This is a genomic window from Nocardioides guangzhouensis, from assembly GCF_004519545.1.
In the GTDB taxonomy this organism is placed as follows: Bacteria; Actinomycetota; Actinomycetes; order Propionibacteriales; family Nocardioidaceae; genus Nocardioides; species Nocardioides guangzhouensis.
Genome location: NZ_SDKM01000011.1, coordinates 63,054 through 88,067, shown reverse-complemented (window position 1 = coordinate 88,067; position 25,014 = coordinate 63,054). Strand labels below are relative to the sequence as shown.

The window sequence follows — 25,014 nt, the reverse complement described above, 5'->3', positions numbered from 1 at the left end:
GGCTAGGCTGGCGGCGTGACCGACCAGCCGACCCCGTCGACCGGCCACGAGAACGGCCGCGAGACCGGCCACGAGACCGTCGCCGAGGGCGTCGCCCGGGTGCCCGTGACCACCGAGCCGGACTTCCGGGCCGCGGTCGAGGCACTCGCGGTGGTCGTCGAGCGGGCGCTGGCCGAGCACCACCGGGTCGAGACGCTGGTGGCCCTCGACGACGAGCACGGCCAGCGGGTCGCGACCTGGGCCGGGCTGCGCCGCGAGGGCGTCCTTCGCGGTCTCACCGTGGACGGCCGCACCGCGGACCGGATCGTCTACTCCCGGCTCGCGGACGACCCCCCGGTCAGCGACCCGGAGGGCTTCCGCTCGCTGCTCAACTCGTTCCTCCCGCGCAAGCGCGCGATCAGCCAGATGCTGGTGCGCGACCCCGACGGCCGGGTGCTCATGTGCCACCTCACCTACAAGCGCGACTGGGACCTGCCCGGCGGCGTGGTCGAGGTCGGCGAGTCCCCGCAGCTGGCCGTGGCCCGTGAGGTCCGCGAGGAGCTCGGGCTGGCGCTGCCGTCCGGCCCCCTCCTGCTCACCGACTGGCTGCCCCCGTGGGGCGGCTGGGACGACGCCCTCTGCCTGGTCTTCGACGGCGGCGTGCACCCGTCCACCCTGCTCGAGACGATGGTCCGTCAGGAACGGGAGATCCGCACGGCCGCGTTCCTGAGCCTCGATGAGGTCCGGGAGCGTGCGGCCGACTTCACCGCCCGCAGGGTCGAGGCCGCGCTCTCCTCCGTCGCGGCGGGCCCGGCGGCGTACGCCGAGTCCGGGCGGCGCGAGCGGCAGTAACCTCCGGGCGCTCCCGGTCGTTGACCCGGTGTTGTTTGCAGAGTGCACCCGATGGTGCGGATCATCGACCCCATCCGGTGGTCCAGATCGCTCCGAACAACGGACGACGACCGTTCGACCGACAGGAGGGCACCGTGCCGACCCTGAGTGACTTCGCCGCCGAGACCATCGACGGCCGGGAGCTGCCGCTCAACGAGTACAAGGGTCAGGTGGTGCTCGTGGTCAACACGGCCTCGTCGTGCGGCTTCACTCCTCAGTACGGCGGCCTCGAGCGGCTCTGGGACCAGTACGCCGACGACGGCTTCGTGGTGCTCGGCTTCCCGTGCAACCAGTTCGGCAACCAGGAGCCCGGGGCCGAGCAGCAGATCGGCGAGTTCTGCAGGGCCAGCTACGGCGTCACCTTCCCGATGTTCGCCAAGGTCGACGTCAACGGCCCCGACGCCCACCCGCTCTTCGAGTGGCTGCGCAGCGAGAAGGGCGGCCTGCTCGGCGACCGCATCAGGTGGAACTTCACCAAGTTCCTCGTCGGCCGCGACGGCCACGTCATCAAGCGCTTCGGATCCACCACCACTCCCGAGAAGATCGCCCCGAGGATCGAGGCCGCCCTCGCCGAGTAGAACTGGCCCCACCGCTGGTCGAGGAGCGAGCGCCGCCCCGGTGGTCGAGGAGCGAGCGCCGCCCCGGTGGTCGAGGAGCGAGCGCCGCCCCCGGTGGTCGAGGAGCGAGCGCCGCCCCGGTGGTCGAGGAGCGAGCGCCGCCCCGGTGGTCGAGGAGCGAGCGCCAGCGAGCGTCTCGAAACCACCTCGACCCGCACGACCTGGCCGCTCGGCGGTCTAGCGGGCGGCCAGCTCGGCGGGGTCGAGGACGTCGGGCTCCGGCTCCGCGACCGGGAGGGCCGGGCGGGCCGGGCGGGCCGGGCGGGCTGGGCGGAGAGCGACGAGGACACCCGCGATCAGCACCAGACCGCCGGTCGCCTCGGCCGCGTTGGGGGCCTGGTCGAGCAGCAGCCAGGCCGAGGCCATCGCGACCACCGGCGCCAGCAGCACCCAGGGCACCACCGCGGAGGACGGGTTCCGTGAGAGCAGCGAGTTGAAGACGCCGTACCCCACCAGCGAGGCCAGGCCGGCGGTGTAGATCGTGGACAACGCGGCCTGCCACGAGAACCCGGCGACGGCGTGCGTCACCTCGGCCGGGCCGTCGACCAGCAGGGACAGGGCGAGCAGCGGGACCGGGACCACGACGGCCGACCACACGGTCAGCGACAGCCCGGCCCGGACCCCCGAGGACCGGGAGACCACGTTGCCGATCCCCCACGACAGCGCCGCGAGCAGGCACAGGGCCAGGGCCGCCAGCGTGACGTGCCCCCCGCGGCCCAGCCCGACCACGACCAGGCCGAGGGTGCCGATCCCGACGCCGACGGCCTGGGCCACGGTCGGGCGCTCACGGAGCACGCCGGCCGCGATCACGACCGTGAAGATCACCTGGGCCTGGAGCACCAGCGCGGCCAGTCCGGGCGGCATGCCGGCGGCCATCGACACGTAGAGGAAGCCGAACTGGCCGAGCGACATGAACGCACCGACGGCGGCCAGCACCCGCCACGGTACGGCGGGCCGGCTGACCAGCAGCACCGCCGGGAACACCACGACGGAGAAGCGGATCGCGGCGAACAGCAGCGGCGGCACGTCGTGCATGCCCCAGTCGATGACCACGAAGTTGAAGCCCCAGATCGTGGCCACCAGGGCGGCGAGGAGCGAGTCGCGTCGGTTCACGAGGACCAGCATCCCGGCCACGACCAGGAAACACCAGCGAATGATCGTGCGCCTGTCGATGTAGCATCACTTCATGATTGATCTGCCCGCGCTGGCCTCGCTCCGTGCCGTCGACACCCACGGCTCGGTGGTCGCCGCGGCCGACGCCCTCGGCTACACCCCGAGTGCCGTGTCCCAGCAGGTCAAGCGCCTCGAGCGCCAGACCGGCGTACCGCTGCTGGAACGGGTCGGACGCGGCGTGATGCTGACCCGGCACGGGCGGCACCTCGTCGACCAGGGCAGCCGGCTGCTCACCGACCTCGAGGCGATGGAGGCCGGGCTGCACCGGCAGGCGTCGACGGTGGCCGGCCACCTGCGCCTGACCGCGTTCGCCACCGCGATGCGGGGGCTGGTGGCTCCGGCGCTCCGCGACCTCCTCGCGGCGTACCCGGACCTGCAAGTCTCCCTCGCCGAGCGCGAGCCCTGGGACACCGTCGACCTGGTCGCCTCCGGTCAGTGCGACGTCGGCGTCGTGCACAGCTGGGGCGACGTGCCGCTGGCGATCCCCGAGCACCTCGCCACCCACGCACTCGCCGCCGACGTGGCCGACGTCGTGGTGCACCGTGAGCACCGGCTGGCCGGCCGGACCCGGGTCAGCCCCCGCGACCTCGTGGACGAGGGCTGGATCGCGACGCCCGACGGCACCATCTGCCGCGAGTGGCTCACCCGGATGTACGACGGCACCGGGCGGCTGCCACGGATCGCGCACCAGTCGATGGAGTTCTCCTCGCACCTGGCGATGGTCGAGGCCGGGCTGGGCATCGCCCTCGTCCCGCGGCTGGGACGCCAGCCGCTCGGCGACGACCTGGTCGCCCTCGCGGCGTACGACCCGGTGCCGACCCGCGAGATCCTCGCCGTCCACCGCCGCAGCATGGCCGAGTCCCCGGCCGTGTCGGCGGTGCTCGCCGGCCTGACCGTCGGGTGACGGCTCAGCCCGACGACTTCCGGCGCCCGAGCAGGAAGTAGCTGATCGGGGCGATCCCGAAGCCGTTGACCAGGGTGATCCCGGCCGCCCAGCCCCACTTCGGGCCGCGGACCTGCTCGGCGGGGCGCGACTTGAGGTCGCGCAGCGCCACCACCTTGAAGATCGCCTCGAGCACGCCCCCGACCACGACCAGCTTCCGCTGGCTGTCGCTCAGGTCGCTCCAGCGCTTTCCTGCCATCGTGCCTCCCAGCTCGTGCCGTCAAAGGCACCAGCATGGCGCAGGCCTGGTCGCTCAGGCACGTTCCTCCGCGACCGAGTTGCCGCCGTCGACGACGAGGCACTGCCCGGTGGTGTAGGACGCGCCGGGCGAGCACAGGAAGGCGACCGCGGCGGCCACCTCGTCCGGGGTCGCGCTGCGCCCGATCGGCGTACGGCGGCCCTGCCCGGCTTCGTCGGCGGTCTGGCTCGCGGTGCGGATCCAGCCCGGCGCGACGGCGTTGGCCGTGATCCCGTCGGCCGCATGGTCCACGGCGATCGAGCGGGCCAGGCCGACCATTCCGGCCTTGGCCGCGGCGTACGCCGCCTCCCCGCGCATCGACATCACCGGCCCGGTCACCGAGGTCACCATCACCACCCGGCCCCAGCGCGCCGCGCGCATCCCCGGCAGCACCGCCCGGGTTGCGAGGAACGCGGTGTCGAGGTTGCGGGCCAGCGAGTCGCGCCACGCCTGGTAGCCCAGCTCGGCCGCGGTGCCGGACTCGGTTCCGCCCGACAACGTCAGGTCCAGGACGGGCGAGCTCAGGCTGGTCATGCCCGCGTTGTTGACCAGGACGGTCGGCGGGCCGAGCGAGGCACCCACCTCCGCGACCGCGCGCCGCACCTCGTCCTCCACGGTCAGGTCGACCACCACGCCGGCCGCCCGCACACCCAGGGCCGCCAGGCCTGCGACGCGCTCGTGCACCCGGTCCGTGGTGGCGGTCACCGCGACGGCGGCCCCCATCGCACCGAGCAGCCGGGCGACCGCGAAGCCGATGCCGTCCGGCGAGCCTGCCCCGGTGACCAGCGCCACGCGACCGTCGAGGTCGAACGGCTCAGGCAGCATGGTCATCTCAGAACAGCGCCGACGCCAGGTTCTGCCGGCCACGGACCACGCGCGGGTCGTCGTTGCCGACCGCCGCGAACAGGCCGAGCAGGTGCGTCCGGGCCCGGTCGCGGTCCTCGCCGGCGGTGCGACGGACCAGCTCCACGAGACGGTTGAAGGCGTCCTCCACGTGGCCGCCCAGCATGTCGAGGTCGGCCACCAGGGTCTGTGCGTCCACGTCGTCGGGCGCGGCGGCTGCCGCGGAACGGGCGGTGTCGAGGTCGACGCCCTGGGTGCGCCGCAGCACCTTCGCCATCGCCAGCCCGGCCGCCGCCTCGGCGTCGGCGGGGTTGGCGTCGACGAGCTTCTGGTACTCCGCGACCGCGGCCTCGACGTCGCCGGCTCCCAACGCGTCCTGCGCGGCGGCGTACCGCGGGTCGGCCTGCGGCTCGGCCCCGTCCTCGTCGGGCTCGGCGCCTCCCGTGCGCGGCTGGTGCCGCCCGGTGACGCCCTGCGCGGTCACCTGCTGCATGACCTGGGTGAGCGCCGCGCGCAGCTCCTCCAGCGGGAGCGGGTCCTGCAGCAGCGGCATCGGCCGTCCTTCGAGGACCAGCACCACCAGCGGGATGGACGGGATCTGCATCGCCTGGGCGATCGCCGGCGCGGTGTCGATGTCGACCAGCCCGGCCAGGAAACGGCCCTCGAACTCGTCGGAGAGCATGCGTACGTCGTCCGCCAGGGTCCCGCTCTCCGGCATCCGCGAGCGCGAGTAGAACACCAGCACCACGGGTGCGGCCATCGACGACTCGAGCACGGACTGGAAGTTCTGCTCGTCCACGTCCACCGAGTACGCCGTGCCGCCGGCGCCAGCCGGAGCGCCCGGGGCGCCGGACGGGGCGCCCCCGGGACCTCCGGCGGGCCCTCCCGCCGGGCCTCCGGCGGGGGCGGCGGGACGTCGCAGGGCGGACAGGTCGATCGCGCCCGGGCGCGAGAACGGCTGCTGGCTCATGGGGACATCTTGTCCGATGACCGGGTACGACGGCGACGGTGGTCCCACACGCCGGGAGGCCGGATGTGGCACCTCTCCCCCAGTCGTCACTCAGGAGCCGGTCGTGCGATGATGACCCGGCTCAGGTGAGGAGAGGTGACGTTGAGCGATCCGACATTCGACTTCGGGGGTCGTCATGTCCTGGTCACGGGAGGAACCCGTGGCCTCGGCCGCACCATCGCATCGGCCTTCGCACGGTCGGGTGCCCGCGTCACCGTCACCGGGACGCAGTCGCTGACCAGCGCGTACGACGCGTCGCTGTCGGCCTTCCACTACCAACGCCTCGAGCTCACCGACCACGACTCGATCGTCAACGTCGCCCAGCAGGTCGGGCCCCTCGACGTGCTGGTCAACGCCGCCGGCGCCCGGCTTCCCACGTCGCTGGACGTGCACGACCGCGAGTTCGTCTCCCAGGCGATCCGGCTCGGCCTGGTCGGCCCGTCCCACCTCGCGAACCGGCTGCGCTACCGCCTCGGCGAGAGCACCATGCGCGGCGGCGGCGCGATCATCAACACCCACTCGCTCAAGCGCTGGTTCGAGATCTCCCACGGCGCCGCGGCCGCCCAGACCGAGATGCTCGGCCTGACCGCCCGGCTCGGAGCCAGCTGGGTCCGCAACGGCGTCCGCGTCAACGGCGTCGCCTCGACCGTCGCGATGCCCAAGCAGGCGCCGCTCCGGGTCGAGATCGACCGCCACTCCGGCCCGCTGCTGACCCGCCCGCGCCCCCAGCAGTCCGGCACCCTGCACGACGTCGCCCAGGCCGCCCTCTTCCTCGCCAGCACCGGCGCCGCCTACATCACCGGGCAGACCCTGATGGTGAACGGCAGCGGGTACGGCGGAGCGCGCCGCAGCCACTGACCTCCCGTTGCCGGCCGCCTGCGGCGACGCTCCCCGCGCGTCGGCCGGGCGGCCACTCCGTCGGTCAACCGCCGCTGCGGCCGCCGCGGCCAAGCCCCTCGAGTGCGCGGGAAGCCCCGCCTCCGGCGCCGTCCCGGGGCGGATCATGGCCTCCCGCGCACCGGCACCCGGCCTGGCCGAGTAGACGGGCCGCCGATGGGTAGGGCGCCCGCCGTGGGTGAGGTTTTCGCCGGACGCTACGAGCTGCTGCAGCCGGTCGCGATGGGCGGCATGGGCACGGTCTGGTGCGTGCTCGACCGCGCCGACCACCAGGTGAAGGCGGCCAAGATCCTGCGCTGGAGCGTCAGGGCGGTGCCGAACGGTGCGTCCGGGAAGAGGTACGACGCGGAGGCCGAGGCGGTGCCGCACGACGTGTCCTCGCAAGCGGACACCTCGAGCTCGGTGCGGTTCTCCGGGTCGGTGCTCGGCCTGCCGTCGATCGGGGTGCCGCCGAGGTCGACCGGGTCTGCGGGGGCCGCGCCGTACGCCGGGGCGGCGGCCAGGCCGACCAGCGCCTGCACCGTCGCCGCAGCAGCGGTGCGCCCCGAGATCCCGATCACGACGGGCACCCTACCCAGCAGGGCTCAGAAGTCACCTGCAGCGTGACGGACCGGCCGGAGCAGGTCGGAGAGCTGCCGGAGCTGGTCGTCGGTCATGGTCTCCATCGCGAAGCCGGAGGACACCAGGTCGGCGGTCGCGGCCTCGACGACCGCCCGCCCCGCGTCGGTGATCTCGGCCAGCACCGCCCGGCCGTCCTCCGGGTGCCGCCGGCGTACGACGTGCCCGGAGGCGACGAGCCGGGCGATGATCGAGGTGATCGACGTCGGGTGCACCTGGAGCCGCTCGCCCATCTTCCCCAGCGGCAGCGACCCCTGCGAGGAGAACACCAGCAGCACCAGCGCCTCGTAGCGGGCGAAGGTCAGCCCGTGCGGCTTGAGGATCGCGTCGAGCCGCGCCAGCACCAGCTGCTGCACCCGCATCAGCGAGGTGACCGCGTGCATCGCGGGCACGGCGTCCCAGCGCCGCCCCCACTGCCGCGCGGCCTCGTCGATGGGGTCGAACGGGAGCGGTGACATCAATTCATTCTCGGGCCGCGGAGGCCGGAGCGCTGGACGACTCGCTGGATGGACAGGTCGCGCTCGTCCGGCCGGCCGACGTACCGGATGTCGCGGAGGCCCTGCTCCTGGGCCGCGGACTCGAAGACGAAGTGCCCGAACCCGATCAGCCGGCCGTGCAGCGGCTTGACCACGGTGATGTCGAGGATCCGGGACAGCGGCATCGTCGCGAGCTGCTGCGAGAGCACACCGTGCACGCGGAACACCCGCATGTTGGTGATGACGAACCGGTCGCGGTGGTGGCCAAGCGTCTTCCAGCCGGCGTGCGACAGGATCGCCAGCGCGAGCAGGAACGGGAACCACGCCAGGTCGACGTCGACGAACGGGAGCCACGCGAGCAGCGCCGCCGCGACGACGGTCTCGACCACCGGCAGGATGTAGACGATCCCGTGGTGCTTGACCTCGTCCACGATCACCTCGCCCTCGTCGCGGAGGAGGTGCTTGCGGATATTCGGGTCGGTCAGCCGGGCGATGAAGCCCACCGCGTCCCCCTCTCGTGTGAGCGCTAGACGAGCTCGTCGAGGAAGCGGATCGTCGCCTCGAACAGGTCGGTGGTCAGGTTCCAGGCCCCGTCTCCCGCGCGCCCGGACACGTCGGCGAGGCCGGAGGGGTCACGCAGCAGGTAGAAGCCGAGGAAGAGCACGATGACGACGAGCGCCACCTTCTTGCCGTTGATGTCAGCTCACTCCGTTTCTCGTCCCCGTTGGTCTCCAGGACATCCCGGGCACGACAGAGCACCCGAGACCAGCACTTGTCTAGCAGAGGCGCAGGCCGGGGTGCACGAGGCGCGCCCGGGTGACCGGGCTCACCCGTCCTCGTGGGCGTACGACGCCAGCAGCGCGTCCGCGGCGGAGTACGGATCGGACTCGCCGGAGGCCACCCGCTCGGCCTGCGCGTCGAGCTCGCTGCGCTCGTGCCGTCCGGTCCAGCGCTCGCGGAGCGCGGTGAGCGCGATCGCCTCGACCTCCTCGCGGGCCCGGCGGGTACGCCGCCGCACGAGCTCGCCGCTCTCCTCCAGCCAGGCCCGGTGCCGCTCGATCGCCTGCACCACCTCGGCGACCCCCTCGCCGGTGGTGGCGCTGGTGAGCAGGATCGGCGGCTTCCACGCCCCCTCGGGCCGCTCGGACATCGCGAGCGCGTTGCGCAGGTCGCGGCGCAGCGACGTGGCGCCCTCGCGGTCGGCCTTGTTGACGACGTACACGTCGCCGATCTCGAGGATCCCGGCCTTGGCGGCCTGGATGCCGTCGCCCATGCCGGGGGCGAGCAGGACCAGCGTGGTGTCGGCGAGGGCGGCGACGTCGACCTCGCTCTGCCCGACGCCGACGGTCTCCACGAGCACCACGTCGAAGCCGGCGGCGTCGAGCACCCGGATCGCCTGCGGCGTCGCCCAGGCCAGGCCGCCGAGGTGGCCGCGGGTCGCCATCGAGCGGATGTAGACGTCGCGGTCCAGCGCGTGGTCGCCCATCCGGACCCGGTCGCCGAGCAGCGCTCCGCCGGAGAACGGCGAGGACGGGTCGATCGCCAGCACCCCGACCCGGTGTCCCGCCCGGCGGAGCGCGCCGACCAACGCGCTCGTGCTGGTCGACTTGCCGACGCCGGGCGCGCCGGTGATGCCGACGACCAGCGCGTTGCCGGTGTGCGGGGCCAGCCCCGCCATCACCTCCCGCAGCGCGGGCGAGTCGTCCTCGACGAGCGAGATCAGCCGGGCCACCGAGCGCGGGTCGCCCTCGCGTGCCCGCGCGACGAGCGCGGGCACGTCGACGAGACGCCGGCTCACGCCGTCGCGGGCACCTTGATGATCAGGGCGTCACCCTGGCCACCGCCGCCGCACAGGGCGGCGGCACCGGTGCCGCCGCCGCGGCGCTGGAGCTCGAGGGCGAGGTGCAGCACGATCCGGGCGCCGGACATGCCGACCGGGTGGCCGATCGCGATCGCGCCGCCGTTGACGTTGACCTTGTCGGCATCGGCGCCGAGCTCGCGGGCGGACTCGATGCCGACCGCGGCGAACGCCTCGTTGATCTCGAACAGGTCGATGTCGGAGACCGCGATGCCCTCCTTGGCCGCGGCCTTGGCGATCGCGTTCGCGGGCTGCATCTGGAGGGTGGAGTCGGGGCCGGCGACCTGGCCGGAGGCGCCGATCTCGGCCAGCCAGGTGAGGCCGAGCTCCTCGGCCTTCGCCTTGCTCATCACCACGACCGCGCAGGCGCCGTCGGAGATCTGCGAGGCGGAGCCCGCCGTGATGGTGCCGTCCTTGGCGACCGGGCGCAGCTTGGACAGGCCCTCGGCGGTGGTGTCGCCGCGGATGCCCTCGTCCTGGGAGACCACGACCGGGTCGCCCTTGCGCTGCGGGATCTCGACCGGGACGACCTCGCCGTCGAAGAGGCCGTTCTTCCATGCCTCGGCGGCACGCTGGTGGGAGCGGGCGGAGAACTCGTCCTGCTCCGCACGGGTGAGGTTGGCACCCGCGGAGTTGCAGGACTCGGTCAGGCTGATCATCGCCTGGTCGGTGAACTGGTCGTGCAGCGCGTCGTAGGCCATCGCGTCGACCAGCGCGGTGTCGCCGTACTTGAAGCCCTCGCGGGACTTCGGCAGCAGGTGCGGCGCCTGGGTCATCGACTCCATGCCGCCGGCCACGACGATCTCGTGCTCGCCGGCCCGGATCAGCTGGTCGGCCATCGCGATCGCGTTGATGCCGGAGAGGCAGACCTTGTTGATGGTGATGCTCGGGACGGTCATGGGGATCCCGCCCTTGACCGCAGCCTGGCGGGCGGTGATCTGGCCGGTGCCGGCCTGGATGACCTGGCCCATGATCACGTACTCGACCTGGTCGCCGGTGATCCCGGCCTTCTCCAGCGCGCCCTTGATGGCGACGCCGCCCAGGTCGGCCGCCGACAGGCTCTTGAGACCGCCGAGCAGGCGGCCCACGGGGGTGCGTGCCCCGGCGACGATGACGGATCCGGACATGGTTGCCTCCTGCGGGAATCGCCCCTGCTTCGACGACTGGTTCGACGACGGGATGCTGATGCTGGCGACGATACCCACCGCGACTGTGACGGGCGACACCGCGCGGTGTCGGTCAGGTCACACCACGCGCGGTCTGGACTGGGGTGGGTACTGGGGATGACCACTACCGAGATGACCCGGGCCGGGCATTGAGCGGCGGCGGTCCCGGTGTTGTGCTGGAGACCTCGGACGCAGTCTCGGCACCGGGCGGACCGGGCGCGGCGGGGATGGGGGTCTTCCGCACGAGGGACGCGGCCTGGTCGCCCGGCGGTCGCGTCGGGCGCCCGGGGACTCGGGGGATGTCGGAATCGTCACACACGGTCGCACGATCCACGGGGACGTACGACGATGACCCGCATGAGTCCCCTCGACGTCCCCGAGCACCTGTTCACCGCGATCGACCACGTCGGAGTGGCCGTCCCCGACCTGGACGAGGCGATCGCCTTCTACCGCGACTCCTTCGGCATGCACGTCGCGCACGAGGAGACCAACGAGGAGCAGGGCGTGCGCGAGGCGATGCTCGCGGTCGGCGACTCGGGCTCGTGCATCCAGCTGCTCGCGCCGCTCTCCCCCGAGTCCACGATCGCCAGGTTCCTCGAGCGCTCGGGCCCCGGGATGCAGCAGCTCGCCTACCGGGTCACGGACGTCGAGCAGGTGTCCGCGGTGCTCCGCGAGCGCGGCCTGCGCCTGCTGTACGACGCGCCCCGGCGCGGCACCGCCGGCTCCCGGATCAACTTCGTCCACCCCAAGGACACCGGCGGGATCCTGGTCGAGCTGGTGGAGCCGGCCGCCGGTCACTGATCCCCGGACGGACGGCAACCTCACCGCAACCCTCGCCCCGGACACTGGTCGGAGCGAGACTGGACACGAGACCCGAACCGTCGACCCGCACCACCGTGAGACATCGACCACACCACGTTCCGGCCGGGGTTACCCGTCGGTATCTTCAGCCCCGTTCCTGACCCGCCCGCCCCGACAGGAGACCACCCGTGCAGAACATCCTCGACGCGATCCTCGCCGGCGACACGACGGCGGAGGACTTCGCCGCGCTCGACCTGCCCGAGACCTACCGGGCGGTGACGGTGCACAAGGACGAGGTCGACATGTTCGAGGGGCTGGAGTCCCGCGACAAGGACCCGCGCAAGTCCCTCCACCTCGACGACGTGCCGCTGCCCGAGCTCGGCCCCGGCGAGGCGTACGTCGCCGTGATGGCCTCGGCGATCAACTACAACACCGTGTGGACCTCGATCTTCGAGCCGGTCTCGACGTTCGGCTTCCTCGAGCGCTACGGCCGGCTCTCGCCGCTGGCCAAGCGGCACGACCTGCCCTACCACGTGGTCGGCTCCGACCTGGCCGGCGTGGTGCTGAAGACCGGCCCCGGCGTGCACTCCTGGCAGCCCGGCACCGAGGTCGTGGCGCACTGCCTGTCGGTCGAGCTCGAGCACCCCGACGGCCACGGCGACACCATGCTCGACCCGGAGCAGCGGATCTGGGGCTTCGAGACCAACTTCGGCGGCCTGGCCCAGATCGCCCTGGTCAAGGCCAACCAGCTGATGCCCAAGCCGGCGCACCTGACCTGGGAGGAGGCCGCCTCCCCCGGCCTGGTCAACTGCACGGCGTACCGCCAGCTGGTGAGCAAGAACGGCGGCGACATGAAGCAGGGCGACAACGTGCTGATCTGGGGCGCCTCCGGCGGCCTCGGCGGCTTCGCCACGCAGTACGCCCTCAACGGCGGCGCCACCCCGATCTGCGTCGTGTCCAACGACGAGAAGGCGGAGATCTGCCGCTCGATGGGCGCGGAGCTGATCATCAACCGCTCCGAGGAGGGGTACCGCTTCTGGAAGGACGAGCGGACCCAGGACCCCCGCGAGTGGAAGCGCTTCGGGGCGAAGATCCGCGAGCTCACCGGCGGCGAGGACATCGACATCGTCTTCGAGCACCCCGGTCGCGAGACCTTCGGCGCCTCGGTCTACGTCACCCGCAAGGGCGGCACGATCACCACCTGTGCCTCCACCTCGGGCTTCATGCACGAGTACGACAACCGCTACCTCTGGATGAACCTCAAGCGGATCATCTCCAGCCACTTCGCCAACTACCGCGAGTCCTGGGAGGCCAACCGCCTGATCGCCAAGGGCAGGATCCACCCGACCCTGTCACGGACCTATGCCCTCGACGAGGTCGGCCAGGCCGCCCTCGACGTCCACCAGAACGCCCACCAGGGCAAGGTCGGCGTCCTCTGCCTGGCCCCCGAGGAGGGTCTGGGCGTGCGGGACGAGGAGATGCGCGCCCAGCACATCGACGCGATCAACCGCTTCCGCGGCGTCTGAGCCGCACCTCACACCCCGGTCCGCGGACTCGTCCGCGAGCCGGGGTGTGTTCTTTGCGCGCCATCGGCAAGACTGAAGCCCGTACCGGGACGAACACGACAGCGAGGAAGCCTGAGCGATGAGCAACGACGGTCTGTCCATCTTCGACGAGGAACCGACCAACGGTGACAGCAACGACACGACCGGAACCGACGACAAGACCCAGGTGATGCCCGCGGTGAAGACGAAGGCCGCGGGTGCCGGAGACAAGTCCGGCGCCAAGCCGGGCAGCACGTCCGGCGGCACGACCGGCGGCCAGGGCTCGAGCAAGCCGGCCGCCCCGGGAGCCGACGACAGGACCACCCAGATGCCGGCAGTCCCGTCCAGCCCCCGGCCCGCCGCGCCGGCCCCCGCCTCCGCCCCTGCCGCCGCCCCGGCGGCCGCACGGCCGGGCAACCCCGGGCCGGGCCCCGCGGCCGGGTCCAGCCCCAGCGGCCGGCCGTCGTCCCCGGCCTCGTCGCAGCCGGCCATGCCGACGCTGCCGCTGGTACGCCGTGGCGGCTACGACAAGGACGCCACCGACGCCGCGCTGCGGCGGCTCGTGAGCGAGCAGGCCGCCCTCGGCGACAGCCTCGGCACCTCCGAGCAGCGGGTCCTGGAGCTGGAGACCGAGCTCGAGAAGCTCCGCAAGCAGGTCGCCGAGAGCGACCGGCCGTCGTACGCCGGTCTGGGCGGGCGCGCGAACGAGCTGCTCCGGCTCGCCGAGGAGGAGGCCGACGACATCCGCAGCGAGGCGCTGCGCGAGGCCGAGGAGATCAAGGCCCGGGCCGGCAAGGACGCCAAGGCGATCCGGGCCGAGGCGGCCAGCGAGGCCGAGGACATGCGGGTCGTGCAGCTCAAGGAGCTCGACGAGCAGCGGGCCCGGCTCACCGGCGAGGCCGAGCAGGAGCGTTCCGCGGCGCGGGCCGAGGCGGCCGACCTGCTCGCCTCCGCCAAGCGCGAGTCCGACCAGGTGCGGCTGGCCGCCAAGCAGGAGACCGACCACCTGCGCGTGACCGCGACCCGGGAGGCCGAGACCACCCGGGCCGCCGCCGACCGAGAGCTGCAGGAGGCGCGGCGCACGCTGGCCGTCGAGAAGGAGCGTCTGGCCAAGGAGGCCGCCGACCACCACGCGAGCGCCACGGCCGAGACCGACCGGCTGGTCGCGGAGTCCGAGGAGCGGGCCGCGGCCGCCGAGAAGCGGACCACCGAGGCCGCGCAGCAGGCGGCCCAGCACCGCAAGCAGGCCCAGAGCGAGGCGGACGCCACCCTCACCCGGGCCCGGCGCGAGGCGGAGCAGATCGTCGCCTCGGCGCGCAGCCAGGCCGAGAGCCTCACCGCCTCGGGCCAGGCCGACGCCGACCGTGAGCTGGCCGCCGTCAAGGCCGAGGTGACCCGCCTGTCCAAGCGCCGCGACGCGATCGTGGCCCAGCTCGCCCAGCTCCGCGACGTGGTCGCCGGCTTCGGCAACGAGACTGAGTGAGGTCGTCGGGGCGGGCGGCGCGCGACGCGGCCGGGCAGGCCGCCGAGCACGCGGAGGAGGCGGCAGGACACGCTGACGAGGCGGCCGCGCACGCCGAGGAGGCGGCCGGGCACGCCGACGCGGCCGCCCGTCACGCCGACGAGGTCGCCGAGCACGCCGAGGAGGCCACCGAGCACGCGGAGGAGGCGGCCGATCACGCCGAGGAGGCCGAGCACCACCTCGGCGAGCCCGGCCGCCCGCTGCACCACTCGCCGTTCTACATCGGCTTCTTCGGGGGCCTCGGCGCGATCACGGCGGTCTGGCTCGGCCAGCAGCTGATGACCATCGGGTCGGTCGTGATCATGGTCGTGGTCTCCCTGTTCCTGGCCGCCGGCCTGAACCCCGTCGTCGAGTGGTTCATGCGGCGCGGCATGCGCCGCTCCTACGCCGTGCTCGCGGTCATCTCGATCGTGATCCTGGCGGTCACGCTGTTCCTGTCGGCGATCGTGCCGGTGATCACCGAGCAGGTCGCCACGCTGACCAAGAACGCCCCGGACTACCTCGACACCCTGCAGAAGAACCGCCAGATCCGCACGTGGAACAACGACTACCAGATCGTCGACAAGGTCAAGGACTACGTCGCCACCGGCAACTTCGGGCAGAAGGCGTTCGGCGGCGTCCTCGGCTTCGGCATGGCGGTGCTCTCGGCGCTGCTGAACACCTTCGTGATCGTGGTGCTCACGCTCTACTTCCTGGCGTCGCTGCCCACCACCAAGTCGGCGCTCTACCGGCTGGCCCCGGCCTCGCGCCGCGAGCGGGTCTCCCGGCTCGGTGACCAGGTGATCCGCAACGTCGGCGGCTACGTCTCCGGCGCGTTCATCGTCGCCATGTGCGCCGGGATCAGCTCGCTGGTCTTCCTGTTCGCCGTCGGCCTCGGCGAGTACGCCGTCGCGCTGGCGTTCGTGGTCGCCCTGCTCGACGTGATCCCGATGATCGGTGCCACCCTCGGGGCGATCATCGTGACCGCGATCGGCTTCGCCACCGACCCGAAGATCGGCCTGTTCTGCCTGATCTTCTACATCGCCTACCAGCAGATCGAGAACTACGTCATCTACCCGCGGGTGATGAAGAAGACCGTGGACATCCCCGGCGCGCTGACCGTGATCGCGGCCCTGGTGGGTGCGAGCCTGCTGGGCGTGGTCGGTGCGCTGCTGGCGATCCCGACCGCGGCGTCGATCCTGATGCTGACCAAGGAGGTCTTCATCAGGCGGCAGGACGAACGCTAGTCAGCCGCGCTCGTCGAGCTTGACCATCACCACGCCGGCGAGGATCACCACGCCGCCGAGCAGCTGGACCGGCCGCGGCAGCTCGCCGAGCAGCAGCCACGCGAACACCAGCGAGGCGACCACCTCGGACAGCGCGACGAACGACGCGAGCCGCGAGCCGAGCCGGCGGCCGGCGGCGATGCCGGAGACGTAGGCGAGCGCGGCGGTCACCAGCCCCAGCGCCAGCACCGGCAACCACCACGGAACGGTGGCGCCGACGAAGTCGACCGCCGAGGTCGAGGCCGCCATCGGCACGATCCCGATCGCTCCCGCGAGCAGCAGCGTCACCGAGCCTGTGAGCAGGCCGCCGGCGGCCAGCGCGATCGGGGGCAGGCCGTTGCCCTCCTGGGCCGACATCACGAAGTACGTCGTGACACCGACCATCGCGCCCAGCGCCCACAGCACGCCGACCAGGCTGACGTCGGCACCGCCGAACAGGTCGAGGACCAGCACCAGGCCGGTCAGCGCGACCACGGCGCCGGCGATCGTGAGCCGGCCGGGCACCCGTCCGTGCCGCAGCCACAGCCAGGTGATCACCGCGACCGGCGCGGTGTACTCGATGAGCAGCGCGACGCCCACCTGCATGTGCTCGACCGCATAGAAGTAGCAGAGCTGGCAGCCGGCCACCGCGACCAGGCCGTAGGTGACGACCAGCCCGACGTTGCTGCGCACGAGGTGCCAGCGCCCCCGCATCACGACGTACGCCGGGAGGGTCAGCGCGAGCGCGGCGATCAGGATCCGGACCGTCACCGCGGCGCCGGCGGTCCAGCCGGTGTCGAGCAGCCCGCGCGCCAGCGAGCCGGACAGCCCGAACGACGCGGCGGACAGCACCGCCAGCCCGAGCCCGCTGCCGAGCCGGGACGCCTTCGCCACCGGGATGTCATGAGTGATCGTCGCCATGATTCATGACAGTAGAACCCGTCGTGTAATCTGTCAATATGGTTTTCGCTCATGACACAGAAATGGCCCTCCAGGCCGCTGTAAGCCTCGTGAACTCGGCCGAGGAGCCGGACACGATGGCGTCCGTGGCCGACCTCGACGCCTACTTCGAGGAGTTCGCCTACACCGGCCGGCACCGGCGCACCCAGGACGAGCTGGCCGAGGTCCGGGTGCTGCGGCCGACGCTGCGCGGGCTGCTCACCGCGGACCGCGACGACGCGGTGCGGCAGGTCAACGTCCTCCTGGCGCGGCACCACGCGGTTCCCCGCCTGGTCCGGCACGACGAGATGGACTGGCACCTGCACGCCGTCGACGACGAGCAGCCACTGGCCACCCGGATCGCGGTCGAGACCGCGATGGCGATGATCGACGTGATCCGCACGGACGAGATGTCGCGGCTCGACGTGTGCGCCGACGACGACTGCAACGGCGTCGTCCTCGACCTGTCACGCAACCGGTCCCGGCGGTTCTGCTCCACCACCTGCGGCAACCGGAACGCGGTCGCCGCCTACCGCGCCCGCCAGGCCGACAGGGTCTGACCGTCCCCCGGAGCCGCTACCGGACGAAGCGGCGCAGCACCTCGAGAAAGACCTCCGGCTGCTCGGAGTGGACCCAGTGGCCGGCGCCCTTGATCGTCACCCTGCGTACCCGCGGGAACCAGTGCTCCATCGGCTCGGCGTACTCGTCGCGGACGTACGCCGACGTGGCGCCGGCCACCCACAGCACCGGCCCGTCGTACGGCGCGGTGCCGGCGAGGTCCTGCTCCGGCCACCCGCCGAGGTCGGCCAGGTCGCGGCCGAGCACGTCCAGGTTGGCCTGCCACCGCCAGCCGCCGCCGTCGCGGCGGAGGTTCTGGAGCAGGAAGCTGCGCACGGTCGGGTTGGGCACTGCGCCGGTCAGGGCCGCGTCGGCCTCCGCGCGCGTGCTGACCGACGCGAGGTCCATGCCCTGCATCGCGTCGATGTAGCCGCGGAACTCTCCCGCGTGCGTGTAGTCCACCGGCGCGATGTCCACGACGCAGAGCCGGGCCACGACCTCGGGGTGCCGCAGCGCCAGCACCATCGCCGCCTTGCCGCCCATCGAGTGCCCGACCAGCGTCACCGGGTCGTCGGCGGGGAGCAGTCCCGCCACCTGGTCGGCGACGTCGACGTAGTCGAAGTCCTCGGGCCACGCCGACCGGCCGTGGTGCGGCATGTCGACCAGCGTCACCCGGTGGTCGGCGGAGAGCGCCTTGCCGATCTGTGTCCAGTTCCGGCCCTGCCCGAACAGCCCGTGGCAGAAGACGATCCGGGACCCGTGGTCGCCGAGGTCGGTGGTGTGCAGGCTCACCGGGCCAGTCTCCCAGCCGGGTCGGCACCAGGCGCGGACACCCCGGGCCGTAACCCGCGCGCCCGCGGGCCGTTGGACAAGTGTCCCCCGGTGCGTGGACGCGCGGGGGCGGGACACGGGGCCCGCCCCCGCGTGTCCGTGCTCCTCAGCCGGCGGGGCGGCCGCCGCGGCCCAGGCCGGCGTCGCGTCCGCGGACGATGGCCTCGGCGCGGTCCACGGCCTGGAGCTTGGTGAGCACCGCGTGGACGTGGTTGCGGACGGTCTTCTGGGACAGGAACAGCCGGCCGGCGATCTGCTGGTTCGAGAGCCCGGCCGCGACCAGGTCGAGCACCTCGTGCTCGCGGGCGCTCAGCGTCGGGAAGCGGGACTGCGCCGTGGTCGGTGCCGCCGAGAAGAACTCCGCGATCCGGCCCGCCAGGACCGCGCCGAAGACCACCCCGCCGGCGGCGACGGTGGTGATCGCACGGACCACCTCGTCCGGCTCGGCCCCCTTGAGCAGGTAGCCGCGAGCGCCGGCCCGGATCGCGTCGAAGACGGTGGCGTCCTCCTCGGACATGGTCAGCACGACGATGCCGACCTCCGGGTGCTCCGCGACCAGCCGTCGGGTGGCCTCGATCCCGTCCATCTCCGGCATCTGCACGTCCATGACGACGACGTCCGGCGGGTCAGCTGCCACCGCGGCCAGCGCCTCGACGCCGGTCGCGGCGGTGCCGACCACGCGGACCGCGTCGATGCTGCCGAGCAGCGCCGCGAAGCCCTCGCGGAACACCGGGTGGTCGTCGACCACCAGCACCCGCACCGGCTGTCCGCCCGCACCCTGTCCTGCCATCTGGTCCCCCACCCGTTCCGTCACCGCTCCGTCCTTCCCGTCCCCGTCATCGTCCCGGTCGTCGTGCCCGTCGTCGGCACCGTCGTCGTCCCCGTCGTCGTCCCCGTCGTCGTCCCGGTCGTCGTCCCCGTCGTCGGCACCGGCTCGCCAGCGGACCGCGCGCCCAGCGGCAGCTCCGCGCGCACCCGGGTGCCGCCACCCGGACGTGCGGTCACCTCGGTCCGGCCGCCGAGCTCGACCGCCCGCTCGCGCAGCGAGACCAGCCCCACCCCGGCGGCCGCATCGGGGTCGATGCCGACTCCGTCGTCGATCACCTCGACCACGAGCCGGCCGTCCGCCACCCTCAGGCCGACCGCGGCCCCGGTGGCCTCCGCGTGCCGGACCACGTTGGTCAGCGCCTCCGAGACGATCCGGTACGCCGCCACCTCGACCGCCGCGGGCAGCCCGTCCAGCCGGTCCGGCACGTCGAGGTCGACCGCGAGCCCGGGAGCCCGGAGCCGGTCCACCTGCTGCCGTACCGCCCCGACCAGCCCGACGTCGTCCAGTGCCGGCGGTCGCAGGCCGTGCACCAGCCGGCGCACCTCCCCCAGCACCTCGGTGATCTCGACCCGGGCGGTGCCGAGCAGCCGGTCGGTGTCCTCGCGGCTGCCGGCCATCCGGGCCAGGTCGATCCGTGAGGCGACCGCCGCCAGGGTCGGCCCGAGCCCGTCGTGCAGCTCGTTCCGCAGCCGCCGTCGCTCGTCCTCAACAGCGGTCACGATCCGTTCGCGGCTGGCCTGGAGCTCGTCGGCGAGCTGCGCGGTGCGCGCTGCGGCCGCGGCCTGCCGGACCACATCGGCCAGCAGCCGCTCGTCCGCAGGGCGCAACGACGCGCGCGGGCCCCGCGGGAGCAGCAGCCAGCCGATCTGCTCGCCGCGGTAGCTGATCGGCATCGCGTCCCGCTCACCCGGCGCGGTCCCGTGCTCCACCAGGAGCCGCCGCCCGTCGGCCTGCAGCACCTCGACGCCGACGTACGTCGTCCGGAACGCGCGGGCGACCGCGGCCGCGACCTCGAGCAGCTGGTCGCCCGGGGTGTCGGAGGTCTCGAGCCGCTCGGCCAGCCGCGACACCACGGCGTACGGGTCGTCCCGCTCGCCGCGGGTCCCCCTCCGCACCAGCCGCCAGAGCCGGTGCCGCAGCGGTGCGTAGACCAGGGTCACCACGAACACCGCGACGACCAGCCCCTGGCCGCCCGACACGTGCGCGTCGAGGAACCGGCCGGCGGTGCCGAGGATCGCCAGGTCGACGAGGAAGGACACGACGACCAGTGCGCCGTACACGATCGTGCTGCCCACCAGCCGGTCCACGTCGACGATCTCGGGCCGGGTCAGCCCGACCGCGACCGAGCCGGCGGTCAGCGCCACGCAGACGGTGAGACCCCACGAGGTGACGGTGTCCGGGAGCAGCCACACCCCCGTCATCACCAGCACGTCCATCATCGCGGCCCACAGCAGCCACCGCATGCGGGTACGGCGCAGGCCGGTCGAGCCGCGGTAGCGGGAGACCACGACGGCAAAGGGAACCAACAGGCTGAGCGGAACGAGGAGGTAGGCCAGGCGGAGCACCGCCTGCCAGACGTCGTCGGGCAGCGGCAGCGAGAGCGGGTCCAGCTGCAGGCCGGCGTACGCGGCGGGGAGGTCGCCGTCGGACGAGGCCAGCTGGGCCTGGTCGGACGGGGCCAGCAGCACCGCCAGCGGGAGCAGCGCCGTGGAGGCCAGGCTCACCACGGCCGGCACACGGAGACGTCCGCCCGGCATCCGGCCGTCGGGGTACAGCAGCAGCACCAGCGGCAGCAGCAGGAGCAGCCCGGCGCCGAGCCGCTGGTAGACCCAGAACGCGGCGGACGATCCGGCCAGCGGGGGGTCGTACGTCGTGGCGAAGGCCAGCCACGAGCCGGCCGCGCTGTCGACCGCCCACCACGCGCCGAAGCCGGCCATCAGGTAGCCGAGCGGGTGCCGACCGCGGGCGAGGACGGCGGCACCGGCGACCGCCAGCGCCAGGCCGGCCGCCGCGTCGGGCCAGCCGACCACCATGTCGAGGGCCGCCAGGTGCTCGTCGGGAATCCGCGGGCCGAGCACCGCGGCGACCGCGACCGAGAGTCCCGCCACGAACACCGCGGCCGGCCCCGCGGCGGAGCGCCGTACGGCGGGCGTGGTAGCGGCGAGCGACATGGGAGAAGCCTGCCCCAGCCCGCGTCCCGTTGTCCGTGGGACGCGCATCCCGTCGTGACCGGGACGCGGAACGTGACGCGGTTCGGGACAGCTCGCCCTGACCGCCCGGGACGGGCCGGCCGGAGAGTCCTGTCATCGCGGTGACCAGCACCGCAGTCCTCACAGGAGACGCAGCGCGATGAACAACATCACCACCACCCCGGCCACCGCCCGTACCGACGTCGCCACCGCGACCGGCGCGGCGCCGGCCACGATGTCCCCGACCACGATCCGCCGGGTCGGCCTCACCCTGGCCGCCGGCACCGCCTCGTGGGCGGTGGCCAACCTGGTCTGGGGCTTCGAGCCCGACACCGAGCTCGGGGTCAAGGTCACCGACCTGACCGGGCTGGCCTTCCAGGTCGGCGTCATGGCCCTCCTGCACGTGCAGATGGCGACCCGGGCGACCGGCGTCAAGGCGATCTCGCGTCGGCTGCTGAAGCTGGAGCGGGTGCTGTTGAGCGTCGCCATGCTGTGGAGCATCCTGCACGCGTTCCTGCCGGAGCAGCGCGACGCCGCCTGGATGCACGCCATCGACATGTTCTGGCCGCTGTCCATGCTGGGCATGTTCCTCATCGGCATCAAGGTCGCGATCGCCGGTCGCTGGCGGGGCCGGGCCCGGGTCTGGTCGTTCCTGTCGGAGACGTGGGCGCCGGTCTGCGTCCCGGTCATGGGCATCGTGGGCCACGGCGCCGGCGACGTCGTCGCCGCGGTGCACCTGCTGCTCGGCTACACCGTGCTCGGCCTGATCCTGGCCACCCGCCCGGACCTGGTCGAGGACCGCGGCTGACCGCCGTACCGCTCCCCCTGCACACGCACCGGGGCCCGTCCGCTGGCTGCGGACGGGCCCCGGCCCTGCTTCTGGTCAGCTTCGCTGCACGGGTCAGGCGGTGGTCACGGCGTCGCTGGGACCACGTGGATCTTCGCCGCCGTGTTGCCGTTCTTGACCTCGACCACCTTCACCACCACGCCGTAGGCGACACCGGCATCACCGGGGTTGCCACTGCCGAGGGTGGTGCTGCCCACCTTGGCGCCGTACAGCGCCGTCAACGGGTTGCCATTGGCGTCGACGATCCGCGTCGTGTACGGCGCGTTGCCGCGCGACGGGATCACGGTCGAGGCGTCGACGTCGCGGTAGTACAGCGTGCCGCCGCGGTACTCCAGACCCGGGTACCAGGTCTTGGCGTCCGTGAAGGTGCTCACCGCCGGCTGCGGGCCGAACGTGTTGCACTGCTCGCCGCTGCCGTCGGCCAGCGCCTGGCACTCGTCGAACTGCTTGGTCGGCACCAGCCCGAAGGCGTTGTTCGACGACTGCGGCCGCGAGGGCAGGTTCTTCAGCGTCGTCGGGTCGAGGCCGGCGTTCGCCCCGGACCGTCGGAACGGCTCGTAGTGGCTGTCCACGACCAGCAGGCCGCCCTTGGCGCCGTAGCTCGGCAGGGAGGTCAGGTTGGTCGTGACCTGGTTGGAGTTGCCCCAGGTGGTGTCGCGGTACCACACGAGCGCACCGGGCGCGTTGTACTTGATCTTCTCGACCTTCCAGGCGCCGGAGTCGGTCTGGTACGTCGTGTCGTAGGCGTACTGGAGGCCCTTGTCGAAGCCGTCGTAGTTGCGCCACTCGACCAGGTAGTACTGCGCCTTCACCTGGGTGCCGGAGTCCTTGTGCCAGCCCGCACCGGAGGTGTCGGTGAAGGTGCCCGGCGTGAGGGTCCAGCCGTTGGCGTCGGTGCCCTCGACGTCGTCGCTCCACGTCGTCGCGCCACCGCCGGTGACCGAGAAGTCGTCGCCGAACCAGCCGCGCTCCAGGAAGCCCGCGTCGGTGGCGTACCGCAGCCGCACCTGGACGGTCTGCCCTGCGAACCCGCTCAGGTCGACGTAGTCGTGCCGCCAGCCGTTGGACGTGCCGGTCAGGCCGTACTTCTTGTCGCCGTAGTCGTGCAGGCGGCCGTTCGGGTCGCCGTACGCGTCGTCCGTCGAGACCAGCTTGCCGGTCTCGTCGTAGACGGGTCGCTCGGTCCACGTGTTCCCGCCGTCGGTCGAGACCTCGACGAATCCGAAGTCCCAGTCCTGCTCGATGACGAAGTTGTTCCACATCCAGAACTTCGCGTCACTGGCGTTCGGGACCTGGACGGTGCGACTCATCCTCGAGTCCGCCCAGTCCTGGTCGGCGCCGGAGTACCACATGGTGCCGCCGCTGTGCGGCTGCGCGAGCTGGATCACCTTGTTCGGCAGGTTGACCTTGATGCCGTCGGCGGTGCCCTTCGGCGTACGGCTGGTCTGCCCGACCACCACGTCCCGCTCGTCCTTGCCGGGGCTGACCTCGACCGGGTTCGCCCAGCCCAGGACCCACTTGTCCCAGAGGCCCATGTGGGTCGGCATCGACTGGAAGATCGGGCCGGAGTGCGAGCCGGAGCTCATGAGGTCCCAGAAGTCGACGTCGGAGTCCGCAGCACCGGAGGTGTCGTAGAGGTCCGGCAGGCCGAGGTCGTGGCCGTACTCGTGCGCGAAGACGCCGACGCCGGAGTCCTCGGGCTGCACGATGTAGTTGGACAGGCGGAGGTTCGTGCCGGGCACCGGCGCGCCGCCGGCCACGGCCGAGGAGTGCGCCCAGATGGAGTAGACGCCCTCGGCGCCGCCACCACCGGACTTGTCCTCACCGGCGTGCACGAGGACCACGTGGTCGATCACGCCGTCCGGCTCGTTGACGTCGCCGTCGCCGTCGCGGTCGCCCTGGTCCTCGATGTCGTAGTCGGCCCACGGGAAGTCCGGCTGGGCCTTGGCCAGCGCGGCCACCGCGTCGATCGGCAGCTGGCCGGGGCCAAGCGGGTTGTCCGGGTGGCCGTTCATGGCCTGCGGGATCGGCGGGACGCCGTTGGTGCAGCGGGAGGCGCCGTACCAGCCCTCGGAGTGGGGGACCGTGACCCACGGCGTGGCCGCACCGCTCACGGTGTAGGCCCCCTTGGACATCTCCTCGTACATGTTCTTCATCGTGTAGCCGGAGATGTCGAAGCCCGACTGCCCGTCGGGGCCGGTGAGGTCCTTGCGGACCCGCTCGGTGATGCCGTCCTTGGTGTAGAGCATCTTGTTGTAGTGCTCGGAGGAGAAGTCCGGCACCCACATCGAGTTGTTGTCCTTCACCGCCGAGTCGGCCGGGTTCGGGATGCCGTTGTGCTTCGGGCCGTTCTGGACGGTGCCGGGCACGCAGGTGCGGTCACCGAAGACGGTCCGCGGCACCTGGACGCCGGTGAAGTCGTCGTCGGCCTGGTCGTTGAACTCGACGAGGATCGTCAGGAGCCGCGCGGTCTGCGTGGTCTTGGCGCCCTTGTACTGGCTCTTGATCTGCTGCGGGCTCTGGCCGGTCTCGATGGCCTTGGCCTCGAGCTTGGCCAGCTCGCGCGCCGTGGTCGGGTTGCCCTTGGCGTTCTTGCGGTCGGCGGCGTAGGCGAGCGAGAGCGCGTCGGGCTGCTTCTGCTTCGAGGCCGTGCCGGTCTTCTGGTCGACCTTCGCGTCGTAGTCGGAGGACTTCTCCGCCCGCGGCGCGACGTAGTTGATGTAGTAGTCGTCACCCGCCGCCGGCGTGGTGACCGGGGCGTTGCTGGGTGCTGCGGTCGCGCCACCGTTCGTCCCCACTGTCGCGACTCCGACAGCAGCGAGGGCGAGGGCGGGGACGACCGCGGCTGCGCGCAGGCGTGACCGCGCGAACCTGGTGCTGGACATGTGTCTCCCTGGGTAGGCCCGAGATCCCGAGAGAGATCCCGGAGACTGTGACCGCATTTCACGCGGTCGCGGGAGATACTGCCCTTTGCAGGCCCGATTGTGAAGAGTGTCCTTCGA

The 25,014-nt window shown here is 72.5% G+C and carries 25 protein-coding genes; 10 read left to right on the top strand and 15 right to left on the bottom strand.

The window, feature by feature from the left end; all coding sequences use genetic code 11:
- Positions 1-15 precede the first annotated feature (15 nt).
- Together EKO23_RS09295 and EKO23_RS09290 are read left to right on the top strand one after the other, a co-directional pair.
- The gene (locus EKO23_RS09295) at positions 16-831 is read left to right on the top strand and encodes an NUDIX hydrolase (RefSeq protein ID WP_134716496.1); all 816 of its coding nucleotides are present in this window, start codon (positions 16-18) and stop codon (positions 829-831) included.
- 134 nt (positions 832-965) lie between these two features.
- Entirely contained in the window at positions 966-1,448 is a 483-nt protein-coding gene (locus EKO23_RS09290) for a glutathione peroxidase (RefSeq protein WP_134716494.1), read from the top strand.
- Between the two features lie 216 nt (positions 1,449-1,664).
- Here the strand turns inward: EKO23_RS09290 and EKO23_RS09285 are convergent, their stop codons facing one another.
- The gene (locus tag EKO23_RS09285; RefSeq protein WP_134716492.1) at positions 1,665-2,600 is read right to left on the bottom strand and encodes an EamA family transporter; all 936 of its coding nucleotides are present in this window, start codon (positions 2,598-2,600) and stop codon (positions 1,665-1,667) included.
- 73 nt (positions 2,601-2,673) lie between these two features.
- On the opposite strand from EKO23_RS09285, the gene EKO23_RS09280 reads away from it, so the two are divergent.
- Entirely contained in the window at positions 2,674-3,564 is an 891-nt protein-coding gene (locus EKO23_RS09280) for a LysR family transcriptional regulator (RefSeq protein WP_134716490.1), read from the top strand.
- Between the two features lie 4 nt (positions 3,565-3,568).
- Here the strand turns inward: EKO23_RS09280 and EKO23_RS09275 are convergent, their stop codons facing one another.
- Genes EKO23_RS09275 through EKO23_RS09265 form a run of 3 tightly spaced genes read right to left on the bottom strand, consistent with a single transcriptional unit; the run spans position 3,569 to position 5,654 of the window.
- Positions 3,569-3,802 (bottom strand): hypothetical protein, encoded by a 234-nt coding sequence (locus EKO23_RS09275; protein ID WP_134716488.1) that lies wholly within the window; start codon positions 3,800-3,802, stop codon positions 3,569-3,571.
- A gap of 54 nt (positions 3,803-3,856) precedes the next feature.
- Positions 3,857-4,672, bottom strand: a complete 816-nt coding sequence (locus EKO23_RS09270) for an SDR family NAD(P)-dependent oxidoreductase (RefSeq protein ID WP_134716486.1) — start codon at positions 4,670-4,672, stop codon at positions 3,857-3,859.
- Between the two features lies 1 nt (position 4,673).
- Positions 4,674-5,654: a co-chaperone YbbN gene (locus EKO23_RS09265; RefSeq protein WP_134716484.1), complete on the bottom strand. Its 981-nt coding sequence runs from the start codon at positions 5,652-5,654 to the stop codon at positions 4,674-4,676.
- A 141-nt stretch (positions 5,655-5,795) separates the two neighbouring features.
- Between EKO23_RS09265 and EKO23_RS09260 the strand changes: the two genes are divergently transcribed.
- The gene (locus EKO23_RS09260; protein WP_167880395.1) at positions 5,796-6,551 is read left to right on the top strand and encodes an SDR family NAD(P)-dependent oxidoreductase; all 756 of its coding nucleotides are present in this window, start codon (positions 5,796-5,798) and stop codon (positions 6,549-6,551) included.
- A gap of 236 nt (positions 6,552-6,787) precedes the next feature.
- Here EKO23_RS09260 and EKO23_RS09255 read toward each other — a convergent pair whose 3' ends face one another.
- The 6 genes from EKO23_RS09255 to EKO23_RS09235 form a co-directional block, all read right to left on the bottom strand.
- A complete protein-coding gene (locus EKO23_RS09255) occupies positions 6,788-7,150 on the bottom strand; it encodes a hypothetical protein (RefSeq protein ID WP_134716480.1) in 363 nt (120 codons plus the stop codon).
- Positions 7,151-7,174: 24 nt separating this feature from the next.
- Positions 7,175-7,666, bottom strand: coding sequence for a MarR family winged helix-turn-helix transcriptional regulator (locus EKO23_RS09250; protein WP_134716478.1), 492 nt, complete (start codon positions 7,664-7,666; stop codon positions 7,175-7,177).
- Positions 7,666-8,187 (bottom strand): PH domain-containing protein, encoded by a 522-nt coding sequence (locus EKO23_RS09245; RefSeq protein WP_246050986.1) that lies wholly within the window; start codon positions 8,185-8,187, stop codon positions 7,666-7,668. Before EKO23_RS09245 ends, EKO23_RS09250 begins: the two co-directional genes overlap by 1 nt.
- A 23-nt stretch (positions 8,188-8,210) precedes the next feature.
- Positions 8,211-8,366, bottom strand: a complete 156-nt coding sequence (locus EKO23_RS25170; protein ID WP_167880394.1) for a hypothetical protein — start codon at positions 8,364-8,366, stop codon at positions 8,211-8,213.
- A 144-nt stretch (positions 8,367-8,510) separates the two neighbouring features.
- The gene (meaB, locus tag EKO23_RS09240) at positions 8,511-9,482 is read right to left on the bottom strand and encodes a methylmalonyl Co-A mutase-associated GTPase MeaB (protein WP_134716476.1); all 972 of its coding nucleotides are present in this window, start codon (positions 9,480-9,482) and stop codon (positions 8,511-8,513) included.
- A complete protein-coding gene (locus EKO23_RS09235; protein ID WP_134716474.1) occupies positions 9,479-10,669 on the bottom strand; it encodes an acetyl-CoA C-acetyltransferase in 1,191 nt (396 codons plus the stop codon). Before EKO23_RS09235 ends, meaB begins: the two co-directional genes overlap by 4 nt.
- Before the next feature lie 396 nt (positions 10,670-11,065).
- Here EKO23_RS09235 and mce point away from each other — a divergent pair, with 396 nt between their 5' ends.
- The 4 genes from mce (at position 11,066) to EKO23_RS09215 (ending at position 15,801) form a co-directional block, all read left to right on the top strand.
- Positions 11,066-11,509, top strand: coding sequence for a methylmalonyl-CoA epimerase (gene mce, locus EKO23_RS09230; protein WP_134716472.1), 444 nt, complete (start codon positions 11,066-11,068; stop codon positions 11,507-11,509).
- Positions 11,510-11,697: 188 nt separating this feature from the next.
- Complete coding sequence (ccrA, locus tag EKO23_RS09225) at positions 11,698-13,035, top strand: crotonyl-CoA carboxylase/reductase (protein WP_134716470.1); 1,338 nt, start codon at positions 11,698-11,700, stop codon at positions 13,033-13,035.
- 118 nt (positions 13,036-13,153) lie between these two features.
- Positions 13,154-14,536, top strand: coding sequence for a flotillin family protein (locus EKO23_RS09220; RefSeq protein WP_134716468.1), 1,383 nt, complete (start codon positions 13,154-13,156; stop codon positions 14,534-14,536).
- The gene (locus EKO23_RS09215; RefSeq protein WP_134716467.1) at positions 14,533-15,801 is read left to right on the top strand and encodes an AI-2E family transporter; all 1,269 of its coding nucleotides are present in this window, start codon (positions 14,533-14,535) and stop codon (positions 15,799-15,801) included. Before EKO23_RS09220 ends, EKO23_RS09215 begins: the two co-directional genes overlap by 4 nt.
- Here EKO23_RS09215 and EKO23_RS09210 read toward each other — a convergent pair whose 3' ends face one another.
- Positions 15,802-16,740: an EamA family transporter gene (locus EKO23_RS09210; protein WP_134716465.1), complete on the bottom strand. Its 939-nt coding sequence runs from the start codon at positions 16,738-16,740 to the stop codon at positions 15,802-15,804.
- A 62-nt stretch (positions 16,741-16,802) separates the two neighbouring features.
- Between EKO23_RS09210 and EKO23_RS09205 the strand changes: the two genes are divergently transcribed.
- A complete protein-coding gene (locus EKO23_RS09205; RefSeq protein ID WP_246050985.1) occupies positions 16,803-17,318 on the top strand; it encodes a CGNR zinc finger domain-containing protein in 516 nt (171 codons plus the stop codon).
- Positions 17,319-17,334: 16 nt separating this feature from the next.
- Here EKO23_RS09205 and EKO23_RS09200 read toward each other — a convergent pair whose 3' ends face one another.
- The 3 genes from EKO23_RS09200 to EKO23_RS09190 form a co-directional block, all read right to left on the bottom strand.
- Positions 17,335-18,108 (bottom strand): alpha/beta fold hydrolase, encoded by a 774-nt coding sequence (locus EKO23_RS09200; RefSeq protein ID WP_134716461.1) that lies wholly within the window; start codon positions 18,106-18,108, stop codon positions 17,335-17,337.
- 145 nt (positions 18,109-18,253) lie between these two features.
- Positions 18,254-18,961 (bottom strand): response regulator, encoded by a 708-nt coding sequence (locus EKO23_RS09195; protein ID WP_246050984.1) that lies wholly within the window; start codon positions 18,959-18,961, stop codon positions 18,254-18,256.
- Positions 18,958-21,147, bottom strand: coding sequence for a sensor histidine kinase (locus tag EKO23_RS09190; protein WP_167880393.1), 2,190 nt, complete (start codon positions 21,145-21,147; stop codon positions 18,958-18,960). The genes EKO23_RS09195 and EKO23_RS09190 overlap by 4 nt, the downstream gene beginning before the upstream one ends.
- Before the next feature lie 178 nt (positions 21,148-21,325).
- On the opposite strand from EKO23_RS09190, the gene EKO23_RS09185 reads away from it, so the two are divergent.
- On the top strand, positions 21,326-21,973 hold the full coding sequence (locus tag EKO23_RS09185; RefSeq protein ID WP_134716457.1) for a hypothetical protein: 648 nt from the start codon (positions 21,326-21,328) through the stop codon (positions 21,971-21,973).
- A gap of 104 nt (positions 21,974-22,077) precedes the next feature.
- Here EKO23_RS09185 and EKO23_RS09180 read toward each other — a convergent pair whose 3' ends face one another.
- Complete coding sequence (locus tag EKO23_RS09180; RefSeq protein ID WP_134716455.1) at positions 22,078-24,897, bottom strand: immune inhibitor A domain-containing protein; 2,820 nt, start codon at positions 24,895-24,897, stop codon at positions 22,078-22,080.
- Between the last annotated feature and the right edge of the window lie 117 nt (positions 24,898-25,014).